At 74.4% G+C, this 25767-nt stretch carries 18 protein-coding genes; 12 read left to right on the forward strand and 6 right to left on the reverse strand.

Features of this window, described 5'->3' with window-relative positions; all coding sequences use genetic code 11:
• The first annotated feature begins 59 nt into the window (after positions 1–59).
• Positions 60–2723: a pyruvate dehydrogenase (acetyl-transferring), homodimeric type gene (gene aceE / locus ACZ4U4_RS19000; RefSeq protein WP_467875410.1), complete on the forward strand. Its 2664-nt coding sequence runs from the start codon at positions 60–62 to the stop codon at positions 2721–2723.
• A gap of 291 nt (positions 2724–3014) precedes the next feature.
• Positions 3015–4106, forward strand: coding sequence for a helix-turn-helix transcriptional regulator (locus ACZ4U4_RS19005; RefSeq protein WP_467875413.1), 1092 nt, complete (start codon positions 3015–3017; stop codon positions 4104–4106).
• A 79-nt stretch (positions 4107–4185) separates the two neighbouring features.
• Here ACZ4U4_RS19005 and ACZ4U4_RS19010 read toward each other — a convergent pair whose 3' ends face one another.
• Both ACZ4U4_RS19010 and ACZ4U4_RS19015 read right to left on the reverse strand, forming a co-directional pair.
• Positions 4186–5127, reverse strand: a complete 942-nt coding sequence (locus tag ACZ4U4_RS19010; RefSeq protein ID WP_467875416.1) for an SDR family oxidoreductase — start codon at positions 5125–5127, stop codon at positions 4186–4188.
• 152 nt (positions 5128–5279) lie between these two features.
• Positions 5280–7181 carry a hypothetical protein gene (locus tag ACZ4U4_RS19015; RefSeq protein ID WP_467875418.1) on the reverse strand — a complete coding sequence of 634 codons (1902 nt, stop codon included), beginning with the start codon at positions 7179–7181 and terminating at the stop codon, positions 5280–5282.
• A gap of 416 nt (positions 7182–7597) precedes the next feature.
• Between ACZ4U4_RS19015 and ACZ4U4_RS19020 the strand changes: the two genes are divergently transcribed.
• The 3 genes from ACZ4U4_RS19020 to ACZ4U4_RS19030 all read left to right on the forward strand — a co-directional run bounded on the left by ACZ4U4_RS19020 (position 7598) and on the right by ACZ4U4_RS19030 (position 10598).
• Positions 7598–8116, forward strand: a complete 519-nt coding sequence (locus ACZ4U4_RS19020; protein WP_467875420.1) for a DUF4240 domain-containing protein — start codon at positions 7598–7600, stop codon at positions 8114–8116.
• A gap of 37 nt (positions 8117–8153) precedes the next feature.
• On the forward strand, positions 8154–9035 hold the full coding sequence (locus ACZ4U4_RS19025) for a TIGR01777 family oxidoreductase (protein ID WP_467875423.1): 882 nt from the start codon (positions 8154–8156) through the stop codon (positions 9033–9035).
• Positions 9036–9308: 273 nt separating this feature from the next.
• Positions 9309–10598 (forward strand): FAD-dependent oxidoreductase, encoded by a 1290-nt coding sequence (locus ACZ4U4_RS19030; RefSeq protein WP_467875426.1) that lies wholly within the window; start codon positions 9309–9311, stop codon positions 10596–10598.
• Positions 10599–10656: 58 nt separating this feature from the next.
• On the opposite strand, the gene ACZ4U4_RS19035 is transcribed toward ACZ4U4_RS19030, so the two are convergent.
• Positions 10657–12111, reverse strand: coding sequence for a regulator (locus ACZ4U4_RS19035; protein ID WP_467875429.1), 1455 nt, complete (start codon positions 12109–12111; stop codon positions 10657–10659).
• A gap of 383 nt (positions 12112–12494) precedes the next feature.
• Here ACZ4U4_RS19035 and lipB point away from each other — a divergent pair, with 383 nt between their 5' ends.
• The 4 genes from lipB to ACZ4U4_RS19055 all read left to right on the forward strand — a co-directional run bounded on the left by lipB (position 12495) and on the right by ACZ4U4_RS19055 (position 15521).
• Positions 12495–13319, forward strand: a complete 825-nt coding sequence (gene lipB / locus ACZ4U4_RS19040; protein WP_467875432.1) for a lipoyl(octanoyl) transferase LipB — start codon at positions 12495–12497, stop codon at positions 13317–13319.
• Between the two features lie 124 nt (positions 13320–13443).
• The gene (lipA, locus tag ACZ4U4_RS19045; RefSeq protein WP_467875435.1) at positions 13444–14394 is read left to right on the forward strand and encodes a lipoyl synthase; all 951 of its coding nucleotides are present in this window, start codon (positions 13444–13446) and stop codon (positions 14392–14394) included.
• Between the two features lie 205 nt (positions 14395–14599).
• On the forward strand, positions 14600–14815 hold the full coding sequence (locus ACZ4U4_RS19050; protein WP_467875437.1) for an SCO2195 family GlnR-regulated protein: 216 nt from the start codon (positions 14600–14602) through the stop codon (positions 14813–14815).
• 10 nt (positions 14816–14825) lie between these two features.
• On the forward strand, positions 14826–15521 hold the full coding sequence (locus tag ACZ4U4_RS19055; protein WP_345083438.1) for a DUF4191 domain-containing protein: 696 nt from the start codon (positions 14826–14828) through the stop codon (positions 15519–15521).
• Positions 15522–15703: 182 nt separating this feature from the next.
• On the opposite strand, the gene ACZ4U4_RS19060 is transcribed toward ACZ4U4_RS19055, so the two are convergent.
• Complete coding sequence (locus tag ACZ4U4_RS19060; protein WP_467875439.1) at positions 15704–16171, reverse strand: RDD family protein; 468 nt, start codon at positions 16169–16171, stop codon at positions 15704–15706.
• 247 nt (positions 16172–16418) lie between these two features.
• Here ACZ4U4_RS19060 and glnA point away from each other — a divergent pair, with 247 nt between their 5' ends.
• A complete protein-coding gene (glnA, locus tag ACZ4U4_RS19065) occupies positions 16419–17828 on the forward strand; it encodes a type I glutamate--ammonia ligase (RefSeq protein WP_467875442.1) in 1410 nt (469 codons plus the stop codon).
• Between the two features lie 379 nt (positions 17829–18207).
• Here glnA and ACZ4U4_RS19070 read toward each other — a convergent pair whose 3' ends face one another.
• Entirely contained in the window at positions 18208–21429 is a 3222-nt protein-coding gene (locus ACZ4U4_RS19070) for an AfsR/SARP family transcriptional regulator (RefSeq protein WP_467875444.1), read from the reverse strand.
• A gap of 335 nt (positions 21430–21764) precedes the next feature.
• Between ACZ4U4_RS19070 and ACZ4U4_RS19075 the strand changes: the two genes are divergently transcribed.
• Together ACZ4U4_RS19075 and ACZ4U4_RS19080 are read left to right on the forward strand one after the other, a co-directional pair.
• Positions 21765–23030 (forward strand): hypothetical protein, encoded by a 1266-nt coding sequence (locus ACZ4U4_RS19075; RefSeq protein WP_467875447.1) that lies wholly within the window; start codon positions 21765–21767, stop codon positions 23028–23030.
• Positions 23027–23545 (forward strand): hypothetical protein, encoded by a 519-nt coding sequence (locus ACZ4U4_RS19080; RefSeq protein ID WP_467875450.1) that lies wholly within the window; start codon positions 23027–23029, stop codon positions 23543–23545. The genes ACZ4U4_RS19075 and ACZ4U4_RS19080 overlap by 4 nt, the downstream gene beginning before the upstream one ends.
• Here ACZ4U4_RS19080 and ACZ4U4_RS19085 read toward each other — a convergent pair.
• On the reverse strand, positions 23473–25605 hold the full coding sequence (locus tag ACZ4U4_RS19085) for an ATP-binding protein (RefSeq protein WP_467875453.1): 2133 nt from the start codon (positions 25603–25605) through the stop codon (positions 23473–23475). The two genes, ACZ4U4_RS19080 and ACZ4U4_RS19085, sit on opposite strands and share 73 nt — an antisense overlap.
• Positions 25606–25767 lie beyond the last annotated feature (162 nt).

Here is a 25767-nt window from a genome sequence, read left to right on the forward strand (position 1 = left end):
CCGAATGCCTGCCGAACGCATTCCCCTCTGTTCCCCCTCTGTCCGGAAAGGGGCCACCCATGCCCGATCCCGTGCGCCTGCCGTACAGCCAGCTCGACCAGCTCCCGGACCGGGATCCGGAGGAGACGGCCGAGTGGCGCGAGTCGCTCGACGCCGTCACCGCGGCGGCGGGCCCCCACCGCGCGGCGTACCTGATGCGCCGCGCGGTGGAACACACCGCCGACCCGGCGCTCGCGCCCCTGGAGACGGACTACGTCAACACCATCCCGACCTCCGCCGAGCCGGAATTCCCCGGCGACGAGGCGATGGAGGCCCGGATCACGGCGTGGAACCGCTGGAACGCGGCCGCCATGGTCACCCGCGGCTCCAAGCTCGGCCTCGGCGGCCACATCGCCACCTTCGCGTCGGCGGCGTGGCTCTACGAGACCGGCTTCCAGCACTTCTTCCGCGGCAAGGAGGGGGACGGCAGCGGCGACCAGCTCTACATCCAGGGCCACGCCTCCCCCGGCATCTACGCCCGCGCCTTCCTCGACGGCCGGCTGAGCGAGGAGCAGCTCGACCGCTTCCGCCAGGAGGCCGGCGGCGACGGCCTGCCGTCGTACCCGCACCCGCGGCGCCTGCCCTGGCTGTGGGAGTTCCCCACCGTCTCGATGGGCCTGGGCCCGCTCTCCGCCATCTACCAGGCGCGCTTCAACCGCTACCTGGAGCACCGCGGCATCAAGGACACCGCGGGCAGCCACGTCTGGGCGTTCCTCGGCGACGGCGAGATGGACGAGCCCGAGTCGACCGCCGCCCTGGCGCTGGCCGGCCGTGAGGGCCTGGACAACCTCACCTTCGTCATCAACTGCAACCTGCAGCGTCTGGACGGCCCGGTCCGCCCGAACTTCAAGATCGTGCAGGAGCTGGAGGCGCAGTTCCGCGCCGCCGGCTGGAACGTCGTCAAGTCGCTGTGGGGCCGGGCGTGGGACGAGGTCTTCGCGCTCGACACCGACGGCGCGCTCCTGCGCCGCCTGCGTGAGACGCCGGACGCGCAGTTCCAGACGTACGCCACGCGGGACGCCGCCTACATACGTGAGCACTTCTTCGGCGCCACGCCGGGGCTGCGCGCGCTGGGCGACTCCCTCGACGACGCCAAGCTGCTGGAGCTGTTCCAGACCTCCCGCGCGGGCCACGAGCCGCGCAAGGTGTACGCCGCGTACCAGGCGGCCCTCGCGCACAAGGGCGCGCCGACCGTCATCCTGGCGCAGACCGTCAAGGGCTACACCCTCGGCGCCGGTTTCGAGTCGCGCAACGCCAACCACCAGATGAAGAAGCTCACCGGGCAGGAGTTCCGCGCCATGCGCGACCTGCTGGAGCTGCCGATCCCGGACAGCGCCCTGGAGGGCGACACCGTTCCGTACTGGCGGCCCGCCGAGGACTCCCCGGAGATGGTCTACCTCCGCGAGCGCCGGGCGGCCCTGGACGGCCCCGCGCCCGCCCGCAAGGTGACGCCGAAGCCGCTGCCGATGCCGTCGGAGAAGGCGTTCGACGCGCTGAAGAAGGGCTCGGGCAGCCAGGAGATCGCCACCACCATGGCGTTCGTCCGGCTGGTCAAGGACCTGATGCGGGACAAGGAGACCGGCAAGCGCTGGGTCCCGATCGTCCCCGACGAGGCCCGCACCTTCGGCATGGAGTCGCTGTTCCCGTCGGCCGGTCTGTACTCGCCGGTGGGCCAGACCTACGACCCGGTCGACCGCGACCAGCTCCTGTACTACAAGGAGGCGAAGAACGGCCAGATCCTCAACGAGGGCATCACCGAGGCCGGTTCGCTCGCGGACTTCACCGCCGCCGCCACGTCGTACGCGACGCACGGCGAGCCGATGATCCCGTTCTACATCTTCTACTCGATGTTCGGCTGGCAGCGGACCGCCGACCAGTTCTGGGCGCTCGCCGACCAGCTGGGCCGCGGCTTCGTCATCGGCGCGACCGCGGGCCGCACCACCATGACCGGTGAGGGCCTCCAGCACGCCGACGGCCACTCGCACCTGATCGCCTCCACCAACCCGGCGGCGCTCTCGTACGACCCGGCGTTCGCGTACGAGGTCGCAGTGATCGTCAAGGAGGGGCTGCGCCGGATGTACGGCCCCGACGCCGAGGACGTCTTCTACTACCTGACGGTCTACAACGAGACCAAGGTGCAGCCGGCCATGCCCGCGGGGCTGGACGAGGAGGCGATCCTGCGGGGTCTGTACCGCTTCCAGGAGGCGGCGGCCCCGGCCGCGGACGCGCCGCGGCTCCAGCTGCTGGCGTCCGGTACGGCCATCCACTGGGCGCTGGACGCCCAGCGGCTGCTGGCCGAGGACTGGGGCGTGGCCGCGGACGTGTGGTCGGCGCCGTCCTGGACGGAGCTGCGCCGCGAGGCGCTGGAGTGCGACGCCGCCCGGCTCGACGGGGAGGACCGCGTCCCGTACGTGACCCGTGCGCTGGAGGGCGCGCCCGGTCCCGTGGTGGCGGTCAGCGACTGGATGCGGGCGGTGCCCGACCAGATCGCACCCTGGGTCGAGCAGGACTGGACCTCCATCGGCACCGACGGGTTCGGGCTCTCCGACACCCGTGACGCGGCCCGCCGTCACTTCGGTGTGGACCCGCAGTCGGTGACCGTCCAGGCGCTGGCCGCGCTGGCCCGCCGGGGCGAGGTCAAGCCGGAGACGGTCAAGGAGGCCAAGGCGCGCTACGGCCTGTGATCGAAGGCCGCTCCGGCCTGTGATCAGGAGCGCCCCGCTTCCGGGCGGCCCGGCTGGTGCCGGGTGCCGCCCCTCGGACCGGGTGGTCCGTGGTGCACCATCCGGCGCCACGGGCCGCTCCACCCGCTCCCGTGCGGAGATCACCCACCGCGCCCGGGGTCTTCGCACGGGAAACCCTTCCGGCCCGGCCGGCCGCGCCTTCGGGCGCGGCGGGCCGGGCCGTTCGCGTGCGGGGCCGCAACGGCCGCCGCACGGCGGGGCGTTGTCAGTGGTGCCCGGCATGATGGATCCATGCGTGCTGCCCGGCTGATCAAGATGCTGCTGCTCCTCCAGTCCCGGCCGTCGATGACCGCCGGTGAGCTGGCCCAGGAGCTGGAGGTCAGCGAGCGCACGGTCGCCCGGGACGTCCTGTCGCTCTCCGAGGCGGGCGTGCCGGTCTACTCCGACCGCGGCCGCGCGGGCGGCTACCGCCTCCTCGGCGGGTACCGCACCCGGCTGACGGGCCTGGGCCGCAGCGAGGCGGAGACGCTGTTCCTGTCCGGGGTGCCGTCGGCGCTGCGGGAGCTGGGCCTGGCGGATGCGGCGTCCGCGGCGCGGCTGAAGGTCTCGGCGGCGCTCCTGCCGGAGCTGCGCGAGGCCGCCTCCGGCGCCGCCCAGCGCTTCCATCTCGACGCCCCGGCCTGGTACCGCAGCCCCGAGACCCCCGCCGAGCTGCCGTCCCTGGCCGAGGCGGTCTGGGACGACCGCCCGGTCCGCGCCCGCTACCGCCGCAAGGACCGCGAGGTCGAGCGGGAGTTGGAGCCGTACGGGCTGGTGTTGAAGGCGGGGGTCTGGTATCTGGCCGCGTGCGCCCGGCGGGAGGGGCGCGGGGCGGCCGCGGCGGGGGAAGCGGGTGCGGGCGGGGCCGCGCCCGGGCCGCCGGGCTCCGGGGAGGTCTCCGGCGCCGCACCGGGGCCCGGGGACGCCCCGCCGCCCCCGTCGTTCCGTATCTACCGCGTCGACCGCTTCACCTCCGTGACGGTGGCGGAGGAGGGGCACTTCGTCCGGGATCCCGATTTCGAGCTGCCCGCGTTCTGGGAGGAGCGGGCCGCGCAGTTCACCAGATCGCTGCTGCGCGAGGAGGTGGTGCTCCGGCTCACGGAGCCCGGGATACGCCAGTTGCCGCACGTCACCGAGGTCACCGCGGCGCACGAGGCGGTGGCGGGCGCGCAGGGCCCGGACACCGGCGGCCGGTGGACGCTCACCCTCGCGGTAGAGAACGCCGAGGTCGCCTACGCGCAGCTGCTGGGGCTGGGCCCGGAGTGCGAGGTGCTGGCGCCCGAGCCGCTGCGCGACCGATTCGCGGCGGCGGCCCGCCGGGCGGCCGAGCTGTACGGCGGGTGAGCGGCCGTCCGGCCCTCCTGGCACGCGGCGGACCCGGCCGGCCGGTGGGGCGCGCCCGCCCGTGCCCCGGCCCGGGCGCCTACCGGTAGTCCTCCGCCGTCCCCTCCTTCCCGCCGAGGACCACGTCCTCGAAGTAGCCGAAGCCGTCGGGGCGGGAGCCGTCCGTGTCGGTGAAGCCGTAGACCTTGGCGAGGTGGCCGCTGGAGAGGGACTGTCCGGTGAAGCGGGCGCGGTCGGGGTCGGCGGCGAGGGCGGCGACACCGCGGCCGACCAGGGCCGGGGATTCGGCCACCGCGAAGTGCGGTTCCTGGGCGATGGCGTCGCGCCAGTTCTCCTCGGTGACGCCGAAGTGGTCCAGCATCTCCTCGGAGCGCAGGAAGCCGGGGGTGAGCGAGACGACCGTCGCGCCGTACCGCTCCACCTCGGCGGCGAGGCCGAACGCCATGCGGTGCGGGGCGTTCTTGGCGAGGTCGAAGCAGAGGTTGCCGCGGTAGGTGCGGTTGTAGGCGGCGGTGCCGTCGGTCATGTCGACCAGCAGGCCGCCGGGGGCGCGCAGCAGCAGCGGCAGTGCGTGGTGGCTGGTGATCAGGTGGGTCTCCACGCCGAGGCGGAGCATCCGCAGGCCGTCGGCGAGGTCCAGTTCCCACAGCGGGGTGTCGAACCGGAGGAGGTGGTCGCCGCCCCACACGCTGTTGACCAGCACGTCCAACCGGCCCTGCTCCCGGTCGATCCGAGCGACGAGAGCGGCGACCTGCTCCGGTACGAGGTGGTCGCAGGGGATGGCGATGCCGGTGCCGCCCGCGGCGGTGATCCGCTCCGCGGTGCCCTCGATCGTCTCGCCGGGGCGGCCCACCTCGCTGACGTGGTCCCGGGTGGTGCGGCCGGTGACGTAGACGACCGCCCCCGCCCGGCCCAGCTCCACGGCCATCGCCCGGCCCGCGCCCCGGGTCGCCCCGGCCACCAGCGCCACCCGTCCCGCCAGGCTCCCCGCGCCCGCCGTGCCGTTCCGTTCCGTCGTCATCCGTGCCACTCCTCGCCGTATGCGGTGTCCGTACATGGCGACCGTGCCAGCGATACCGGACATCTTCTGTCAGGTATCCGTGGGACCCGGCGGAGGTTCGGGAAGAAGGCGGACGGTAGCCGGTGCGGGCCGGCCGCCGTCCGCCCCCCCGATCAGCGCCGCACGGCGTGCAGCAGCCCCCCGGAGGGCAGCACCCCGGCGACCCGCACCGGCGCGTTCGCGGGGACGGCGACGGCGAGAGTGGTGTCGCGGGTGGTGCGGTGCACCGCGCCGGTGACGTCGAGGCCGCGCACCGCGGAGCTGCCCGCCGCGAGCAGGTACCAGTGGCCGGAACCGGCGCGCCAGCGTGTCTCGCCGACGACCTCCGGGCCGTACGGGCTGCACGCCGCGGTGTCCCGGGCACGGCCGACGGTCCGGGCGGGCCGCGCGGGCCCGGCGGCGGCCGGGTGGAACTGCACGGCGACCCGGCCCGGGCCGCGCCAGGTGTCGGCGCGGCTGCACGTCCAGGTGGCGGCGGCGCCGCCCTCCGGCAGCCGCTGGCGGGCGTAGACCCAGTTGTTGACCGACCGGACACCGGCGCCCCGCTCCTCGCGCAGCGAGCAGGCGGTGCGGGCCCAGCTCAGCAGCGCCGCGGGGGTGGTCGCCTCGGCCGGGGGCGCGGCAGTGGGCCCGCCGCCGGTGGCCGGGCCGTACGTGAGGTGGACGGGCGTGAGGTCGCCGAGGTCGGTCAGCAGGAAGCTGTGCCGGGCCGTGACCCGCGCCGAGGAGTGCAGCCGGGTCACCGGCCACCGCCCGCAGGCGGCGCCGTTCGCGGGCGGCTCGGGGATGCGGTCGGTGACGCCGTCCGGGGCGACGTGCAGCACCTTCTCGGGGGCGCCGGGACGCAGCAGGTCGCGGGTGGTGGTGTCGGTGATCCACGGGGCGATGAGGTAGCGCATCCAGCCGGTGCCGCGCCCGATGACCAGCGCTCCGGCGGTCGTCAGATCGGCGTTGTCGACACGGGCGAACTCCAGCTCCGCGGGCGCCCCTTCGGGCTCGGCGTACCGCACCAGCCGGTCGCCGTCGTGGAGGACGACCACCGTCACCCCGTCGATCACCCCGCCGTAGAGCAGCCGGGGCGGCTGGTCCGGCGGCCGGGTGGAGGTGGAGTCGGCGGCGGTGACACGGACGTCGGGGTCCGGCGCGCCCCACGCCCGCAGGGCGCGCCGGAGCAGCGCCGTGTCCCCGGCGTACTCGCCCCGCGGCGACCAGGCGGTGAAGTCCACCCGGGAGGTGTCGGCCCAGGCGTCGTCGGGGGTGCGCACCAGCCGCTGCGGGTCCAGGGCCTGCCGCGCGCGGACGGTGGCCGGGTCCGGCCGGGCGGGCGGCGGGGGGCCGTCCGGTCCGCCGACGGCGGCGAGCAGCGCCGCACCGGCCGTCAGCACCGCGGCACCCGCGATCGCCACCCGCCGGCCCTGGCGGCGCCGGAGCAGATCGGTGGGGCGGGCCTGGACGGTGCAGGGGTCGAACTCGCCGGAGTGCAGCAGCGCGGCGGTCCCCGGGCCGAGGTCGACGGCGGCGCGGTGGGCTGCGTCCGGGTCGGCGACCCCGGCCGCGCCGAGGACCGCGACAACCTCGTCCTCGGCCAGCTCCTCCAGATGCCACAGGGCGACGGCGGCGCGGGCGGGCGCGGAGAGCGCGGACAGCGCCTGGTCCAGGGCGAGTTCGTCGGCGCCGCCGGCCCGCGGGAAGAGCCGCAGCCCCCACACGACGGGCAGCGGAGAGCGCCAGCGCGGCGGCTTCGCCTGGGCGAGCGCCAGCTCCAGGACGCGCGAGCGGACGAGCGGATAGCCGGGCTCGGGGCGCGGGCCGCGCTGGCCGGGCAGGACGGCGCGGGCCCGCTCCCGGCTCGTGGACGGCAGGGCGCGCTGGACGATCCCGTGCGCGGTCAGCACCCGGCGGTGGCGGCCCATCGCGGGCGGCAGGACGAGATGGGCGAGGCGCACCAGGCGCGGGTAGTGCTCGACGATGGCCGCCTCGGCCCGCTCGACATCGGCGCGGGTTCGTTCGTCCATGGGCATGGCGTGGAAGCGCCCTTCAGGAATGGGTCTGCCGATCGGGTAGGGAAGGTACCGCTAGGGGGTGTCTTTTCGCTCTTCGTGGATCAGGGCGTGGCGTCCGGTGCCGTGCATCGCAAGGCGGAGCCCTGCCCGCGGACCGGGTGTCCGTGGGTGGGGCGACAACGCGGCGAGGTGCGGTATCAGGCGCCACGACCCCACGAAGAGCGGGAAGACACCCCCCAGGGGCCGACCTTCCCACGGGTGATTCTTGCACCGGTCGCCCCGCCCTTGATCAACAACTCCGGTGCCCGCACGGCGCGTACCCCGCATCCGGGGGCATTCCGCCTGCGCCCGCGCGGGCGCCGCCGCGCGGGTGGCGGCTCATCGCTCCACATGCGTGCGGCCCCGGCAGGCCCGATGCTGGAGCGGTGATGGACGAGACGGAGTTCTGGGAGCTGATCGACGCCTCCCGCACGGCCGCCGACGGCGATCCGGAGGATCAGGCCGACGAGCTGACCGAGCGGCTGCTGAGCCGCGACCCGGAATCCGTCCTGGACTTCGCCCGCCACTTCGAGGCCCGCTACCACCGCGCGTACACCTGGGACCTGTGGGCGGCCGCGGCGGTGCTGCTGGACGGCGCGAGCGACGACGTCTTCGACGCGTTCCGCTGCTGGCTGATCGGCCAGGGCCGGGAGGTCTTCGAGGGCGCGCTCCACGACCCCGATGAACTCGCCGAGCTGCTGGGCGAGTTCGACGAGGAGACGGACGGCGACGGCGAGGAGCTGGGGTACGCCGCCGACGACGCCTACGAGCAGCTGACCGGCGCCGAGCTGCCGGACCTCGGCCTGCCGCCGCAGCCCGCCGAACCGCTGGGCGGCTATGTCGACGTCGACGACGACGCGGCCCTGGAGGCCCGGCTGCCCCGGCTGTGGGAACGCCTGCGCGCGTAGGCCGCGCGCGGGCCCGCCCGGCGGGCAGTATGGCGCCATGCGGATCGCGATCACCGGCTCGACCGGTCTCATCGGCTCAGCTCTCGTCCGGTCGCTGCGGGCGGACGGGCACACCCCCGTCCGGCTGGTGCGGCGGCCGCCCGCGGCGCCGGACGAGGTGCGCTGGGATCCGCGCCGTCAGGAGGTGGACGTCGCCGGGCTCGCCGGGTGCGAGGCGGTGGTGCACCTGGCGGGCGCGGGCGTCGGCGACCACCGCTGGACCGCCGCGTACAAGCGCGAGATCTACGACAGCCGGGTCCGTGGCACCGCCGCCCTCGCCACCGCCCTGGCGTCGCTGGACACCCCGCCGCGGGTCTTCGTCTGCGGCAGCGCCGTCGGCTACTACGGCGACACCGGCAGCCGCCGCACGGACGAGTCGGCACCGGCCGGTACGGGGTTCCTGCCGGAGCTCTGCGTCGACTGGGAGGGCGCGGCGGCGCCCGCCGAGGCGGCCGGGATCCGGACGGCGTTCGCCCGCACCGGCCTGGTGGTGGCCCGCTCGGGCGGTGCCTGGGGGCGGCTGTTCCCGCTGTTCCGGCTGGGGCTCGGCGGCCGCCTGGGCGACGGCAGCCAGTTCTGGAGCTTCATCGCGCTCCACGACCACGTCGCCGCCCTGCGCCATCTGGTCGACGGTGACCTCTCCGGGCCGGTCAACCTCACCGCCCCGGAGCCGGTGACCAACCGTGAGGTGACCGCCGCGATGGGCCGGGTGCTGCACCGCCCGACGCCGTTCCCGGTGCCGGCGGCGGTCTTGAAGGTGGTCCTGGGCGAGTTCGCCGGGGACGTCCTCGGCAGCCAGCGGGTGATCCCGCGCCGGCTGCTGGCGAGCGGGTTCACCTTCACGTACCCGGGCATCGAGGCGGCCGTCCGGGCGGCGTGAGGGGCGTTCGGCCGTCGCGGACGGGCCGGTCCCCGGCGGCTCCGGCGCCGCGCGGCGGCCGCCGCCCGCCGCCGTCCGGGTGGTGCCGGCCCCGTGTCCCGCCCGTGGGCGCGACCCCGTCCCCGGCGGGGCCCGGCGCCCGTCCCGCTCCGACGCGCCCCGCACGATCCCTGGCCGCCCGGTGCGGCCCGTCCCTACCGTGCCCCCACACATCATCCGGCGTCCCGCGTACCGCCCGGAGCGGGCGGGCGGGACCGATCTGAGGAGGGGCTCGTGCAGCGCACCTCACCGGCCGTGGACGCGGTCATCGTGGGGGCCGGCCCTGCGGGGCTGGCCGCCGCCCGTCAACTGACCGCCGCCGGGCTGACGGTCACCGTGCTGGAGGCCGCCGAGCGGATCGGCGGCCGGTCGGCCACCGACGACATCGACGGCTTCCTGCTGGACCACGGCGGCAGGCCGCTCATCGCCACGCCCGGCCTGCTGCGCATGCCCGGCCTGGAGACGCTGAAGCTCTGCCGGTTCGCGCCGTGGATCGGGCTGCACAACGGGCGGCGCGCGCAGCGGGTCAGCGCCCTCCGGAGCACAAGGGGCGCACTCGCCGCCGCGCGCGCCCTTTCGCGCGCCGACCGGCATCCGGAGCGCCCCCAGGACCGGCGGATGGACCGCCTCGGCGACCGTACGGCCCCCGACCGCCCGGCGGCCGACGCGCTGTCCGCCCGTCCGGTCTTCGCCCCGCGCGCCCACGACGCGTTCCTGCGGCCGCTGCTCGGCGTGCTGCTGGGTGATCCGCGGCTGGCCGGCTCCAGCCGCGGCGCCGCGCTGACCCTGCGGGCGTTCGCGGAGGGGCGGCTCTGTCTGCCCGCCGGGGGCGCCGCCGCGCTGCCCGCCGCGCTCGCCGCGGGCCTGCCGCCCGGCACCGTCCGCACCGGCGTCCGCGTCACCTCCGTCGCCACCACCTCCGTCACCACCGCGGACCACGGCGAGGTGACCTGCCGCGCGGTGATCGTCGCGACCGGGGCGCAGGACGCGGCGGCGCTGCTGCCCGGGCTGCGGGTGCCGCCGTTCCACCCGGCGACGGTGCTGCACCACACCACCCCGCCCGGCCACGGCCCGCACCCGGCCGGGCCGCGCGAGACCCCGCTGCTGCTCACCACGCAGTCCCCGCTGGCCTGCAGCTACGCGGCCGGGGCCATCGACCCCTCGCGCGTCCCGGCGGGCCGGACGCTGCTGACGACGGTGGTGCTGGGCGCCCCCGCGGCGCTGCCGACCGCCACCCTGGACGCGGCGATCCGCCCGCAGCTGGCCCGGGTCCACGCCACCGCCACCGACGACTGGGAGCTGCTGTCGGCGCGGCACACCCCGGCGGCGATCCCGGCGATGCCCGCACCGCACGACCCGGAGCGGCCGGTCCGGCTGCTCTCCGGGCTGTACGTGTGCGGCGACCACCGCGGCATCAGCACCGTCCAGGGGGCGCTGGACTCCGGCCGCCGGGCCGCCCGTGCCCTCCTGAGCGACCTCGGGCTGCCCGCCGCCGACCCGGCCGCCTTCCACACGGCCGCCTGACGGACGACCGGCCCGCACCGCTCGGGAGGCGGTACGGGCCGGTCGGCAGGGGCCCGTCTCACCCCAGGGCGGCCACCCGGTCGCGGTACCCGCGTACCGGCGCCGCGTCGCGGTACGGCTCCAGCCGCCGCTCGAACTCGGTGACGTACTCATGGGCGCGCACCGACCGCATGTCGGCCGCCTGGAGCGCCGCCTCCGCGCCCAGCGCGCACGCCTGCTCCAGCTCGCCCAGGGCCAGCCGCGAGGTGGCCAGCACCACCCGGCAGAACAGGCGGCTGCGGGCGAAGCCCGGTGCCCGCAGTTCCAGGGAGCGTTCGGCGTGCTGGGCGGCGGCGCGGAACTGCCGCAGATCGCGGTGGCAGTGCGCCAGCTCGTCGGCGAGCTGCGCCTCGTCGAAGAAGCGCGCCCAGTGCGGTGTCTCGTCGCCGGGCCGGGCGACCTCCAGCGCCCGCTCGGAGCGCGACAGCGCCGCCGTACAGGCCCGTACCTCGCCCATCAGGCCGTGGCCGCGCGCCTCCGCCGCGTGCAGCAGCGCCAGCACGGCGGGCGGCGCCGCGGCCCCGACGCCCTGCTGCGCCACCCGCGCCAGCTGCACCGCCTCCCGGCCGTGCCCGAGGTAGACCGCCTGCCGGCTCATCGTGACCAGCACGTACGAGCCGTAGGCGCGGTCGCCCGCCGCCTGCGCCAGCCGCAGCGCCTGGACGAAGTACCGCTGCGCCAGCCCGTGCGCCACGATGTCGTACGACGTCCACCCGGCCAGCCGGGTCAGATCGGCGGCCGCGGCGAAGAGCTTGCGGCCGGTCGACTCGCCGTAGGTGCCGCGCAGCATCGGCTCGGCCTCGTGCTCCAGATAGCGCACCAGTGCCTGGCGGGCGTGGCCGCCGCCGTAGGCGTGGTCCAGCGCGCGGAACAGCTCCCCGACGGAGCGTAGCGCCGCGATGTCCCCGGCGGTGATGCGGGCGCCGCCGACCCGGTCGAGATGGTCGGTGCGGCGCTGGCGGGGCACCGCGATCCGGCCCTGGAGCGGGACCCGGCCGGTGCCGTCGGGGCCCAGCTCGCCGCGGGCCACCCGTTCGTCGGGGCGGCCGATGAGCCAGTCCCGGCTGGGCACCACCAGCCCCGCCGGGGTGAAGGCGATCTTGCGCAGCTCGACATGGCTGCCGGAGTCCTTGCGCCACAGACCGCTGACGATGTCGACGGCCTCGGTGGGCGTCGCGGCGAACTCCAGCCCGGCGTAGACGGGTGCGCAGGCGTCCAGGCCGAGGTCCTGGGCCGACAGGCGGCGGCCCAGCTTGCGGGTGAAGACCTCGGCGATCAGCGCCGGGGTGGTGCCGCGGGGCTGCTGGCCGCGGAGCCATCGGGTCACGGATGTCTTGTCGTAGCGCAGGTCGAGGCCGTGCTCGATGCCGAGCTGGTCGACGCGCCTGGCGAGTCCGGCGTTGGAGAACCCTGCCTCGGCGATGAGGGCGGCCAGCCGGCGATTGGGCGTGCGGTGCGGGGGTCGTTCCGTCATCAGCTTTACCGGTCTCCTGCCTTCCGGGCCGGGCCGCCGGGCCCGGCCCGGCACGCTCGTCGCCCTTGTGGAACGGCGCGAATGTAACGGCCTTCGGGGCTCTTCTGGCCGCCTGAGCACCGCGTTCATCCGATCGTGTGAGCAGGGCGCATGCGCTCCGCCCCGAGGTTCACCCGGCTCACGCCCCGCCGTCCCGACCCGGCGGCCGGTTTTCCGGCCGGTGCGCGCGGGTCCCCCGGCCACCGGCCGCCCGGCCCCCCGGCCGTACAGTGGCCTGGGCGCGAAGTGGCATCGGACATGCAGGAGTCCCGTATCGAACGGATGCGGAGGTACTGCATCAAACGTCGCAGCCCGCTGCGACAGAAGTGCGAAGAGGAGCTGCCGTGACTGCGATCTCTCGGGGGGACACCCCCGCACCCGAGGGGCTGCGCTTTGTGCATCTGGGCTTCGGCGCCGACGCCGTGCCGTACGAGACGGCGTGGCAGGAGCAGCGGCAGGTCCATGCCGCCCGCTTCGCCGACGAGGTCCCCGACACCTGCCTGCTGCTGGAGCACCCGCCCGTCTACACCGCGGGCCGCCGCACCGCCGACGACGAACGCCCGCTGGACGGCACCCCCGTCATCGACGTGGACCGCGGCGGGAAGATCACCTGGCACGGCCCCGGCCAGCTGGTGGGCTACCCGATCCAGAAGCTGCCGCGCCCGGTCGACGTCGTCGCCCACGTCCGCCGCCTGGAGGAGGCCCTGATCCGGGTCTGCACCGACTTCGGCGTCGAGGCCACCCGCATCGAGGGCCGCAGCGGCGTCTGGATCCTCGGCGACCCGGTCGAGGAGCGCCCGTCGCTCGGCGGTCTCCAGCTCGACCTCGCCCCGCACTCCGACGAGGACGCGGACGAGATGTACGACGCACGGCTGCGCGGTCCCGAGTACGCGCCGTCCAACGCCGGTCAGCGCGGTGAGGACCGCAAGCTCGCCGCGATCGGCATCCGCGTCGCCAAGGGCGTCACGATGCACGGCTTCGCGCTGAACGTGAACCCGGACAACACCTCGTTCGACAAGATCGTCCCGTGCGGCATCCGGGACGCGGGGGTCGCCTCGCTCTCCGGTGAGCTGGGGCGCGAGATCACCATCGCCGAGGTGCTGCCCTCGGTCGAGAAGCATCTGCGGGACGTCCTGGAGGGTGCGGAACTCCTCCCCCGCGCGGTCTGAGCACCGTCAGGAATGCCGGCCTCGTATCCGGGGTTGGCGAGCACGTAAAGACGTGCGAATTACCGGGCGTACCCTGGTGGACGCCGCTGAATCGAATGCCGCGATAGCAGAAAGGGGCGCCGACGTGTCCGCTGTCGCACCCGACGGACGCAAGATGCTGCGCCTGGAGGTCCGGAACAGCCAGACCCCCATCGAGCGCAAGCCCGAGTGGATCAAGACCCGGGCGAAGATGGGCCCCGAATACAACCATCTGCAGGGCCTGGTGAAGAGCGAGGGCCTGCACACGGTCTGCCAGGAGGCGGGCTGCCCCAACATCTTCGAATGCTGGGAGGACCGCGAGGCGACCTTCCTCATCGGCGGCGACCAGTGCACCCGGCGCTGTGACTTCTGCCAGATCGACACCGGCAAGCCGCAGGCCCTCGACCGCGACGAGCCGCGCCGGGTCGCCGAGTCCGTGCAGAAGATGGAGCTGCGCTACGCCACCATCACCGGCGTCGCCCGCGACGACCTGGAGGACGGCGGTGCCTGGCTGTACGCCGAGACGGTCCGCCAGATCCACGCCGCGATGCCGGACACCGGCGTCGAGCTGCTGATCCCCGACTTCAACGCCGACCCCGACCAGCTGGCCGAGGTCTTCTCGTCCCGCCCCGAGGTGCTGGCGCACAACGTCGAGACGGTCCCGCGGATCTTCAAGCGCATCCGTCCCGGCTTCCGCTACGAGCGCTCCCTCAAGGTCATCACCGAGGCCCGCGCGGCCGGTCTTGTCACCAAGTCCAACCTGATCCTGGGCATGGGCGAGACCCGCGAGGAGATCAGCGAGGCGCTCCAGGACCTGTACGACGCGGGCTGCGAGCTGATCACGATCACGCAGTACCTGCGGCCGTCGGTCCGCCACCACCCCATCGAGCGGTGGGTCAAGCCCGCGGAGTTCGTGGAGCTGAAGGAGGAGGCCGAGGAGATCGGCTACGCCGGTGTCATGTCCGGCCCGCTGGTCCGCTCCTCGTACCGCGCCGGCCGTCTCTACCAGCAGGCGATCGAGCGGCGCGAGGTCGAGGCCGCCACTCAGGCGGTCTGAGCCGCCCCGGCGCGCTGATCGGCGCTTCCTGGCACATGCTGGGAGAACGCGGCCCGCACTCCCCCAGGCCGGGGGTTGCGCGGGCCGCTTCGTCGTCGCGTCCAGGTGTGACCGCGGGGTCATCCGCCGGAAACACCCGCCGGTGACGATGGATGCACGCACCGCGTCCGCCCGCCCGCCGACCTCTCCGAGGGAGACCCCCACCATGCAGGCCGTGCCGCTCCGCGCCACCGCACGCCCCGTCCCGTCCGTCACCGGAGCGCTGCGCGCCGTCGAGGCGCTGCTCCTCGGCGGCGGCCAGCGCACCGCCCGCCGCAACGCCTGGGACGCGGTCCTGGAGGACCGCCGCCGGGCCGGCGACCGGCAGGAGGCGCAGGACGTACTGGAGGCCGCGGCGACCCGCCGCCCGCGGGCCACGTAAACTTCTTGGTATGGCGAGGAAGGCAAACACAGACGGCGCTGCCGGCGCCGGCACCCCCGGGCGGCTGAAGCAGATCGCCCAGACCTACAAGATGACCCGTCGGGTCGACTCCAAGGTCGGTCTTGTCGTCGCTGGCGTGGGCATCGTCGTGTTCGGCGTACTCCTCGGCATCGGCTTCGCGATCGGCCACCCCGTCTACGCGGGCATCCTGGGCTTCGTCCTGGCCTTCCTCGCGATGGCGATCGTCTTCGGGCGCCGCGCCGAGCGGGCGGCCTTCGGGCAGATGGAGGGCCAGCCGGGCGCGGCCGCCGCGGTGCTGGAGAACGTCCGCGGCTGGACGGTCACGCCCGCGGTGGCGATGAACCGCAGCCAGGACGTGGTGCACCGCGCCGTCGGCAAGGCGGGCATCGTCCTGGTCGGCGAGGGCAACCCGAACCGGCTGCGCGGCCTGCTGGCCGCCGAGAAGAAGCGGATGGCGCGTACGGTCGCCGACGCCCCGGTCCACGACTTCGTGATCGGCGAGGGCGAGGGTGAGGTGCCGCTGAAGAAGCTCCGCACCCGGCTGATGAAGCTGCCCCGTGTGCTGCCCGGCGCGCAGGTCACCGCCGTCAACGACCGGCTGCGCGCGCTCGGCGACCTGATGAGCAACATGCCGGTGCCGAAGGGCCCCATGAACATGCGGCCGCCGCGCGGCAAGATGCGCTGACGCGTCCGGCCCGCCTCCCCACCGACCACGACGCCCCGGAGCCTGCAAGGCTCCGGGGCGTTCTGTATGCCGCTCCCCGGCTAAGGCCCCGGCGTTCCGGGCCGGGTCCGGTGGTCACGGACCGTATGGCCACCGCCGCCCTTTCGTATACGCGTACGGGACGTACCCCGTCCGCCGCGGGCTCAGATACGGACCTGCACCGAACGGCTGAGGCGGTCGTGGAGGCCGCGGCCGTCGCGGTCCCAGATGACGGCGGGGATCACGATCACCAGCAGCACGGTGCGCAGCACCACGCGCGGCAGCGAGAGGCGGCCGCCGCCCTCGGCGACGACCCGCAGCCCCAGCAGCCGCTTGCCGGGGGTGAACCCGACGGTGCCGACGGTCAGGATGCTCAAGACGGCGAAGACGACCAGCGCCCAGTTGCTCGCCGACTGCGCGCGACCGCCGCTGAGCAGCCCGTACGCGATGAGCATGCACAGCGCCCAGTCGATGAAGAGGGCGGCGAAGCGGCGGCCCGGACGGGCGATCGAACCGGGCCCCTCCTCCGGCAGACCGAGCTGCGCCCCGCGGTGCCCGAACTCGACACCCATGTCCTCGGCGGCCGCGCGGGGGCCGGAGATCCACGATCCGATTGCTTGCCTGTTGTCCACCCGACCACGGTACTGCGCACGCGTCCGTTCCCCGGCCGAGGGGCGCCGCCGAGCGGCCGGATGCCGGATGACCAGGCATGATCGAAGGTGAGGTAGGCCGCGTCCCGGTTAACCGCGACGAAACAAATGGGTCATGCTTGGGAAATCACGGCTGCCTATGGTCGGGCAAGCGCGCCACTGAAGAGGGTCGCGCTCCGTGCATCAGCCCCGCGTCCGCCGACCGGTGACCGGGCTAGGAGGAGTAGGGATGTTCCAGAACGCCGACGACGCGAAGAAATACCTCGCCGATGAGGACGTCAAGTTCATCGACGTGCGGTTCTGCGACCTGCCCGGTGTGATGCAGCACGTCACGATCCCGGCGAAGGCGTTCGACCCGGACGAGGAGCTGGCGTTCGACGGTTCCTCGATCCGCGGCTTCCAGGCGATCCACGAGTCCGACATGTCGCTCCGCGCCGACCTGTCGACGGCCCGGCTGGACCCGTTCCGCCGCGACAAGACGCTGAACATCAACTTCTTCATCCACGACCCGATCACCGGCGAGCAGTACAGCCGCGACCCGCGCAACATCGCCAAGAAGGCCGAGGCGTACCTCGCCTCCACCGGCATCGCCGACACCGCCTACTTCGGTCCCGAGGCGGAGTTCTACGTCTTCGACTCGGTGCGCTTCGACACCACCGCGAACCAGTCCTTCTACCACATCGACGCCGAGTCCGGCGCGTGGAACACCGGTTCCGAGGAGAACAACCGCGGCTACAAGGTCCGCTACAAGGGCGGCTACTTCCCCGTCCCGCCGGTCGACCACCACGCCGACCTGCGCGCCGAGATGTCGCTGGAGCTGGAGGCCGCCGGCCTGGAGATCGAGCGCCAGCACCACGAGGTCGGCACCGGCGGCCAGGCGGAGATCAACTACAAGTTCAACACGCTGCTCGCCGCCGCCGACGACCTGATGCTCTTCAAGTACATCGTGAAGAACGTCGCCTGGCGCAACGGCAAGACCGCGACCTTCATGCCCAAGCCGATCTTCGGTGACAACGGCTCCGGTATGCACGTCCACCAGTCCCTGTGGCAGGGCGGCAACCCGCTCTTCTACGACGAGCAGGGCTACGCGGGCCTCTCCGACACCGCCCGCTACTACATCGGCGGCATCCTCAAGCACGCCCCGTCGCTGCTGGCCTTCACCAACCCGACGGTGAACTCCTACCACCGCCTGGTCCCCGGCTTCGAGGCCCCGGTCAACATGGTGTACTCGCAGCGCAACCGTTCCGCCGCGATGCGCATCCCGATCACCGGCACCAACCCGAAGGCCAAGCGCGTCGAGTTCCGCGCCCCGGACCCGTCGTCCAACCCGTACCTGGCGTTCTCCGCGCTCCTCCTCGCGGGCCTGGACGGCATCAAGAACAAGATCGAGCCGGCCGAGCCGATCGACAAGGACCTCTACGAGCTGGCTCCCGAGGAGCACGCCAACGTCCAGCAGGTCCCGACCTCCCTCCCGGCGGTCCTGGAGGCCCTGGAGGCCGACAACGAGTACCTCCAGCAGGGCGGCGTCTTCACCTCCGACCTGATCGAAACCTGGATCGACTACAAGCGCACCCACGAAATCGCCCCGATCCAGCTCCGCCCGCACCCGCACGAGTTCGAGCTTTACTACGACCTGTAAGCGGCTGCCGGGGGCTTTGATGCGCCTCGGTGGGTAACAGCTTCACGGCGAAGGGCCACTCCGGATGGGGTGGCCTTTTCGCTGTTCACGAAGGGATAATTCCGGCATATGCCACTGACCTACTCCTTTTGTTACACAAGTAGGTTAGTTGGACATAGGACGTAAGCCTGTATACGTTTGATCATGCTCCGGTGATCACCGCAGGCACTCAACGCGTCCACTCTCGGCGCTTTCCTGGCCGATCGAGATCGAAAGATGTGCACTTGAAGTACATATTCCGCGGCGCCGCCACGGCGACGCTGCTCGTCCTCACCGTCCTCGCCGTCTCCCCGAGCCAGGTGATGTGGCTGACCGGTCCGAAGCAGGAGCAGACGACCAGCTAGGCCCCGTCGGTCAGTGGCTCCCGGGTGGGTGGTGCAGGTTCGGGGGTCGATGTCTGCCGGCGGCCGAGGAGGTGGCGCAGGGTGTCCGCCTCGCCTCGGGCGCCCAGGCGGTGGAAGAGCATCAGGGCCCGCTCCGCGTAGGAGCGGGCCGTTTCCTTGTCCTGCAGTTGCAGGTGGGTGCGGGCGATTCCGGCCAGGGCGTCGGCGACGCCGTGGTGGAGGGCGAAGTCCTCGGCGAGGCGGCGGGCGTGGTCGTAGGTTTCCAGGGCCGTCGCGGGTTCCCCGGCCAGGCGGTGGGCGTCGGCGCGGCCCACCATGGCGCGTTGCCGCTCGTAGACGTTGCCGAGGCGCAGGGACAGTGCCTCGGCGGCGCGGAGGTGGCACATCGCCTCCGCCGTCCGCCCGGCCGCGGCATACGCCCGGCCCAGCCCGATCAGCGAGTTCGCCTCCCCGACGGCGTCGCCCCGGGCGCGGTTGCTGGACAGCGCCCGGTGGAAGTAGGCAAAAGCCTGATCGATCCGGCCCATGTCCAGGTACACGCCGCCGAGGTTGTTGTCGAGGATCGCGGCCTCCTGGCGCCCGCCGAAGCGCTGGACCAGCTTCAGGGATTGTTCGTAGTAATGGAGAGCCTGTTCCTTCTTGCCCTCGCGTGAGTGGATTTCGCCCATGTTGTTGAGGGCCTTGATCTGGCCGTGCAGGTCTCCCAGGCCGCGGTGGATGTCCAGCATCGCGACGAAGCAGCGCATCGCCCGTGGGTAGTCGGCGCCGAAGATCAGCGCGGCACCCTGGACGTTGAGGCTCTCGGCGACACCGCGGCGGTCGTCGGTCCACCGGTAGAGCTCCAACGCCCGTTCCAGTGCGCGCAGGCAGTCGTCACCGCGGCCGGCCGCGAGATGTGCCCTGCCGGTCTGCAGCGCGGCGTCGGCCCGTCCGTGGTCGTCGCGGACGGCCTCGAAGAGCGTCTGCGCCTCGGACGCACAGCTCAGGGCCTGTACGGGATCCGACTGGGCGAGCACATCGGCCCGGGCCACCAGGGACCGGGCCAGCGCAGCTCGGTCGCCGGTCGCCCTCAGTACGGTGACGGCGGTGTCCAGCAGCTCCGCCGCGACCTCCCTGATGCCCCACAGCTTGAGGGAGTGCACGAGAGCGAGCGGGAACAGGACGGCGAATTCCGGGAATTCGGCGGCCGCGGTGCGTGCCGCGGCCAGGAGGTTGGCGCGCTCCACGGTGAGCCAGACGGCGGCGCGGTCGGCGGCCCCGTCGCCGGTCGCGGCGAAGTCCGGTGCGTAGGGGGATTCCCGGTCCAGGGCGGGGGCGCGCCGCCATCCCGGGTGGGCGGAGCGCTCCGCGCGGTCGGCGGCCGTCAGGTAGTACGACAGAAGCCCGCGGATCGCCCGGCGGCGGTCGTGCCGGGGTACCTCCATGCGGCACATGCGGCGGCCGAACACCCGGGAGAGGTCGTGGAGTTGGTAGCGGTCGCGGACGGGTTCCTCGATGAGGTGCCGGTCCAGCAGCTCCTCCGCGGCGCGGCGGACCTCGTCCGGTGGCGCGGCGCACAGGGCCGCCGCCGCGTCGACGGTGAAGTCCGGGCCCGGGTGGAGCGCCGCGTACCGGAAGAGCCGCCGGGCCGCGGGGCGGAGGTCGGCGAAGGAGAGCTGGAAGGCCGCGGTGACGCGTTCGCCGAACTCGTCGAGGGGGTCGTCGGCGTGGGCCAGACGGCCGGCGACGTACTCCAGGTCCCAGGCGTCGCGGTGGCGTAATAGTCCGGCGATGAGCTGCAGGGTGAGCGGGTGGCCGCCGAAGATCCGCATGATGCGGCGCAGGGCGGTGTCCGAGGAGCGGCCGCGGCCGGCGACCCGGGTGAAGAGCGTGGACGCCTCGGAGAGCGAGAGTTCGTGCAGCAGCAGGGAGGTGGCGCCGTCCAGTTCGGCGAGGCGGTTGCGGCTGGCCACGATCGCCCGGCAGCTCGCGGCGCCGGGGAGCAGCGGGAGGATCTGGTCGGCGTCCTTGGCGTTGTCCAGCACGACCAGCACCCGGCGGTGGGCGGTCCACTCCCGCCAGCGGGCCACCCGTTCGTCGAGGGTGCCCGGGAGCGGGTCGGGGACGCCGGCGCTGCGCAGGAGGAAGGCGAGCGCCTCGGCGGGCTCGTACGCGGGCTGGTCGCTGTAGCCGCGCAGGTCGACGTAGAGCAGGCCGTCGGGGTAGCTGGTGCGCAGGCGGTGGGCCGCGTGGACGACGAGGGCGGTCTTGCCCACCCCCGGCATGCCGTGGACGACGGTCAGCGGCAGGGCGGTGGTGTGGCCCTCGCGCGGCGGGGCGGCGAGCAGGGTGCGCAGTTCGCCGGTGCGGCCGGTGAAGTCCTTGGTGTCGCGGGGCAGGGTGCTGCTCGCCCCGGTGCGCGGCGGCGCGGCGGGGCCCGGTCCGGAGCGGGCGGTGGGTGGCGCGGGCGGCGCGTCCAGCGTGGCGTCCTGCGCGAGGATGCGGCGCTGGAGGGTCCGCAGGTCGGCACCGGGGTCGATGCCGAGCTGGTCGTGAAGGTGGCGCCGGGTGGCGGCGTACAGCTCCAGGGCCTCGCCGTCGCGGCCGGAACGGTAGAGCGCCAGCATCAGGGCGGCGACGGCGCGCTGGGCGAGCGGGCTCTCCGCCACGAGGTCACGGAGTTCGCCGATCAGGTCGGTGTGGCGGCCCAGTTCCAGCTCCAGGCGGATGCGTTCCTCCTGGAGGGAGCGGCGGTCCTCGGTGAGCCGGGCGCCCACCGCCGCGGCCCAGGCCCCGGGGAATTCGGCGAGCGGCTCGCCCCGCCACAGGGCCTGGGCGCGCCGCAGGTGGGCGACGGCGGTCTCCCGGTCCCCGTGGGCCTGTGCCGCGCGTGCCTCGGCGCGGATGCGGCGCAGGCGGTAGAGGTCGACGTCGTCGGGGTCCGCGACGGTGAGCCGGTAGCGGCGCGGGGAGACGAGGTCGAGACGGGCCCGGTCGCCGACCGTTCTGGTGAGGTTGGTGCGCAGCCGCGACAGATAGCTCTGCAAGGTGGCCACGGGAGAGTCCAGGGTCTCGTCCTCCTCGCCCCAGACGCGGTCCAGAAGTGTCTCGACGCCCACCGGCTCGCCCTGTGCGTACAGCAGGGAGGCGAGCACATGGCGCGCCTTGGGTGAGCCGATCGGCCACTGGCGGCCGTCGTGCCACAGTTCGAGCGGCCCCAGTAACAGAAGTTCCACCATCGCCCCCTGATGGTTCGCCCGCCCACCCCCGCCCGGAGGTCCCCGGGCACCTGGGCAGGGCCCTTCTCACTGTTGCCCGGTGCCGGGGGGACCGGAGGGGGCGGGCAGGGGCGCACCGTCGCGCCAGGGGCGCACGTGCCGGGGGCGGCTTCCGCACCCGCTCCGACCGGCGGCTCAGGGACCGTACAGGGATTCTGCAGGCCCGGTGACAGGTCTCCCCCGCACAGTGGGCAGCGCGGCGGAAGGGGCCGTACACGCGGGGCCGGCCGACGGGGCGGGCACCGCGGCCACCTCGCAGGGAGCGGCCGACCAGGCCGGAACATGGGGGAGTTCGGATGAGTGTGACGGTATCGGGATTCGAGTGGCGGCATGTGCCGCTGCGGCTGGACGTCGAACGGTGGGCCACCCGCCGGGTCCGGAAGAAGATCCTCGCGGTGGTGCACACGGTCACCGCGGGGCAGCGGCTGCTGGACGCGGTGCAGCTGCTCGCCGGGGACCCGCGGCTCCAGGTGATCTTCACGGTCGCGCCCGACGTCTTCAGCCACGGCGTGGACGCCTTCCTGGAGGGCACCCGGGCGCTGGTGCTGCCCTGGGCGCAGGCCGTGAACATCCCGTTCGACCTGGCGTTGGCGGCCAGCCACGGCAGCCTGCACGAGCTGCACGCGCCGGTGATCGTGCTGCCGCACGGCGTGGGACACAACAAGGTCGTCTCGTCGCCGGCCACCGGCGTCGCCCCGGCGGCCGGTCCGGCGGAGCGCGGGGTGTACGGGCTCAGCCGGCAGCGGCTGGTCCGGGACGGCACGGTCATACCGGCGGCGATCGTGCTCGCGCACGCCGAGGAGCTGGCCCGGCTCGGCCGTGAGTGCCCGGAGGCGGTCCCGGTGGCCCATGTGGTCGGGGACCCCTGCTACGACCGGATCAGGGCGAGCATGCCGTCGCGAGCGCTGTACCGGCAGGCGCTGCGTACCGGGGCGCACCAGGAACTGCTGCTCGCCTGCTCCACCTGGGGGCCGCAGTCGCTGCTGGGCGAGGAGTGGGAGCTGCTGGAGCGGCTGGTGGCGGATCTTCCGCGGGAGGAGTACAGCATCGCGCTGATGCTGCACCCGAACGTCTGGAACGCGCACGGGGAGTGGCAGATCAAGAGCTGGCTGACCCGGCTCGGACGCGCCGGGGTGCAGGTCATCAGCCAGTACTCGGACTGGTGCGGTGCGGTCGTCGCGTCCGACATCATCGTCGGGGACCACGGCTCGGCCGCCCTGTACGGGACGGTGACCGGCGCCCGGGTGCTGACCACGGGCTCGGCCAAGGCGGAGCTGGACCCGGGCTCCCCCATGGCCGAACTGCGGTCCTTCGCGCCCCGGTTGCGGGCCGACCGTCCGCTGCGGCGGCAGCTGCGCGCCCCGGCCGCGGCGGCCCGGCCGGAGCTGTACGCCCGGGTGGCCGCCCGGCTCACGTCGGAGCCCGGACGGTTCGCCCGCCGGATGCGGTCGCTGATCTACCGGACGCTGCGGCTGCGGGCACCGGCCGCGCGGCTGATGCAGGAGACGGCGTCGCGGCCGGTCACCCTGGACTTCCAGGTACCGGGCGGGGCGGAGACATGACGGCGCGGTGGCTGGACCTCCACGGGCCCGGCGGTGTGCTGCGCGCCGCCGTCGCGCAGACACCGGTGCCCGGGGCCGGGACGGCGGTGCGGACCGCGGTACGGCTCCGGCTGCCGGACGGCGGGCGGGTGACCGATCACCATCTGCGCGTGGCGCCGCCGGCCCCGCGCCCGTGGCCGCTGCTCGCCGATGTGCTGGTGGTACGGGACCCGGGGCGGGCCGGGGCGGCGCACCTCGCCCCCGGGGCCGCGGTGCTGGCCCTGCCGCAGGGGCCGTCGGGGTGCCGGTTGCGGTGCGGTCCGCGGCGGGACGCCTGGGTGGCGCTGGGCCCGGGGCACGCCGCGGTGGCGCCGTGGGAGGTGTGGGCCTCGCTGGCGCACGCCTGGCTGGTGGCCGGACTGCCGGTGCGGGCGCTGGCGGCGGTACGGGCCGCTCCGGCCGGTCATCCGGCGCCGAGCGCGCCCAGCCGGGCCCGGACGGCGTCGGCGCGTTCCGGACGGTGGACACCGACGTAGAGGTCCAGCGCCTCCTCGTAGCGGGCCCTGGCCAGCGAGGTCTCCCCGCGGTCCCGGGCGATCTCGGCCAGGGCCTCCAGGGCCCGGGCGACCTCGTAGCCCGCGTCGACGCCGCGGAGCACGGCCAGCGCCTCGGCGAGCAGGCCCTCCGCCTCGGCCGGCGCCCCGGCGAGCAGACGGGCCCGGCCCAGGACGGTCGTCGCGCGGGCCGCGTTGTACGGGTCGCCCGCCTCGTGGAGTACGTCGCGGGCCGCCCGGGCGGCGGCCGTGGCGTCCTCGGGGCGGGCGGCGTCGAGGGCGATACCGGCGGCGTTGAGGCGGGCCAGGCCGCCGGCGCGCGGATCTCCGTGGCGGGGCAGCTCGGCCGCGGCGCGGGCGAACAGCGCCGCGGCCGCCGCCGGTTCGCCGCGGCGCTGGAGGGCGAGGCCGCGGTAGTTGAGCGTCCGGGCGTGGCCCAGGGCGTCGCCGTCCGCGGCCAGGATCTCCGCCGCCGCCTCGAACATCTCCAGGGCCCGGTCGTGCTCGCCGCGTCCCAGTTCACCCAGGCCGCCGGAGGTCAGCATCCGGGCCTGCGCCGCCCGGTCGCCGTGCTCCCGGGCCGCCGTCAGCCCCTCGCCGTGCACGGTGCGCCAGTGGTCGTAGTGCTTGCGGCGCGGGAAGAGCGGCCACAGGGCGTCGGCCAGCTGCCAGCTGAACCACGGGAACGCGGTGGTCCGCACGCGCCGGATGACCGCGACGAGATCGGGCAGCTCCCGCTCCAGCCAGTCCAGCGCCGCCTCCGCGTCCCCGGCGCCGAACGGTGCGGCATACGGCTCCCCGGCGGCCGGGTCGCGCTCCAGGGTGGGCCGCCGCGGCTCGACGGCGTGCTCGGCGCGGGTGGCGAGGGCGAGGTAGTGCCCGGCGATACGGCGCAGCGCCGCGGCGCGTTCCGCCGCCGGTTCCTCCTCCTCGGCCCGCGCCAGGGCATGCAGCCGTACGAGGTCGTGGAAGCGGTAGCGGTCCTCACCCGTCTCGGTGATCAGATGCGTGTCGAGGAGGGCGTCGAGGAGGTCCGCGGCCGCACCGGCCGTCGCCCCGGTGGGGGCCAGCAGGGCCGCCGCGAGGCCGTCGTCGAAGTGTCTGCCCGGGTGGGTGCCGAGCAGCCGGTAGAGCCGGGCGGCCTCGGGGGGCAGGCCGCGGTAGGACAGGTCCAGGGCGGCGCGGACGCTGCGGTCCCCGTCGATGGCGAGGGCGTCGAGGCGTCCGCGCTCCTCGGACAGGGCGCCGACCATCATGGCGATGCTGCGCCGCGGCCGGGCGGCGAGGCGGGCGCCGACGACACGTACGGCGAGCGGGAGGCCGGCGCAGAGGGCGACCAGGTCGTGGGCGTCATCGGGGCACTCGGCCACGCGGCGGTCCCCGAGGGTGTCGGCGAGCAGCTCCATGGCGTCCTGCGGGGCGAGCGGTTCGAGGTGGAGCTGGTGGCCGCCTTCGAGGGTGAGGCCGGTCATCCGTCCGCGGCTGGTGACCACGGTGACGCTGTCCCCGCCGGGCAGCAGCGGGCGGACGTGTGCCGCGCTCTCGGCGTCGTCCAGCAGCACCGCGACCGGGCGCCGGGAGGTCAGCGAGCGGTACAGCGCGGCGCGTTCGGCGAGGGTGTGCGGCACCTGCTGCGGGGCGACGCCGAGTCCGCGCAGGAAGCCGCTGAGCGTCTCCGCCGGGTCGACGGGGCCGCTCGGCGCCCGCGCGCCCAGATCGGCGTAGAGCTGTCCCCCGGGCAGGGACGGCCGCAGGGCGTGCAGCCAGCCCAGGGCGAGGGCGGTCTTGCCGACGCCGCCCAGGCCGCTGACGGCCGCCAGGAAGGGGTGCCCGCGGCGGACGGAGCGGTCGTGGCGGCGCTCGAGGAACAGCAGCTCGTCCGCGCGGTCGGTGAGCGGTACGGCGGGTGGTAACTGCCACGGTATCGGCGGGAGGACGGGCTCCCCGCTCCCGATGTACACATCGCCGTGGATGATCCCCGCCTGCACGCTGGGGCCGAGGACCTGCCCGCTGATGTCGTTGTGAACGCTTCGCTCGTCCACCGGCATGCGCCCCCTTCGGCACGGTCTCCGGCTGCACCCGGACTCTGCATGAGTATGTCCGAGGACGCGGCGCAGGAAGCGGGGGCGGTACACCCGGCCGGGCGCCCCGCGGGTGGTGCTTCCCCGCCCGGGAGCCGCTGCGGCCGGGCCGGACGGGCCCGC

Source organism: Streptomyces sp. NPDC029159 (assembly GCF_055564055.1).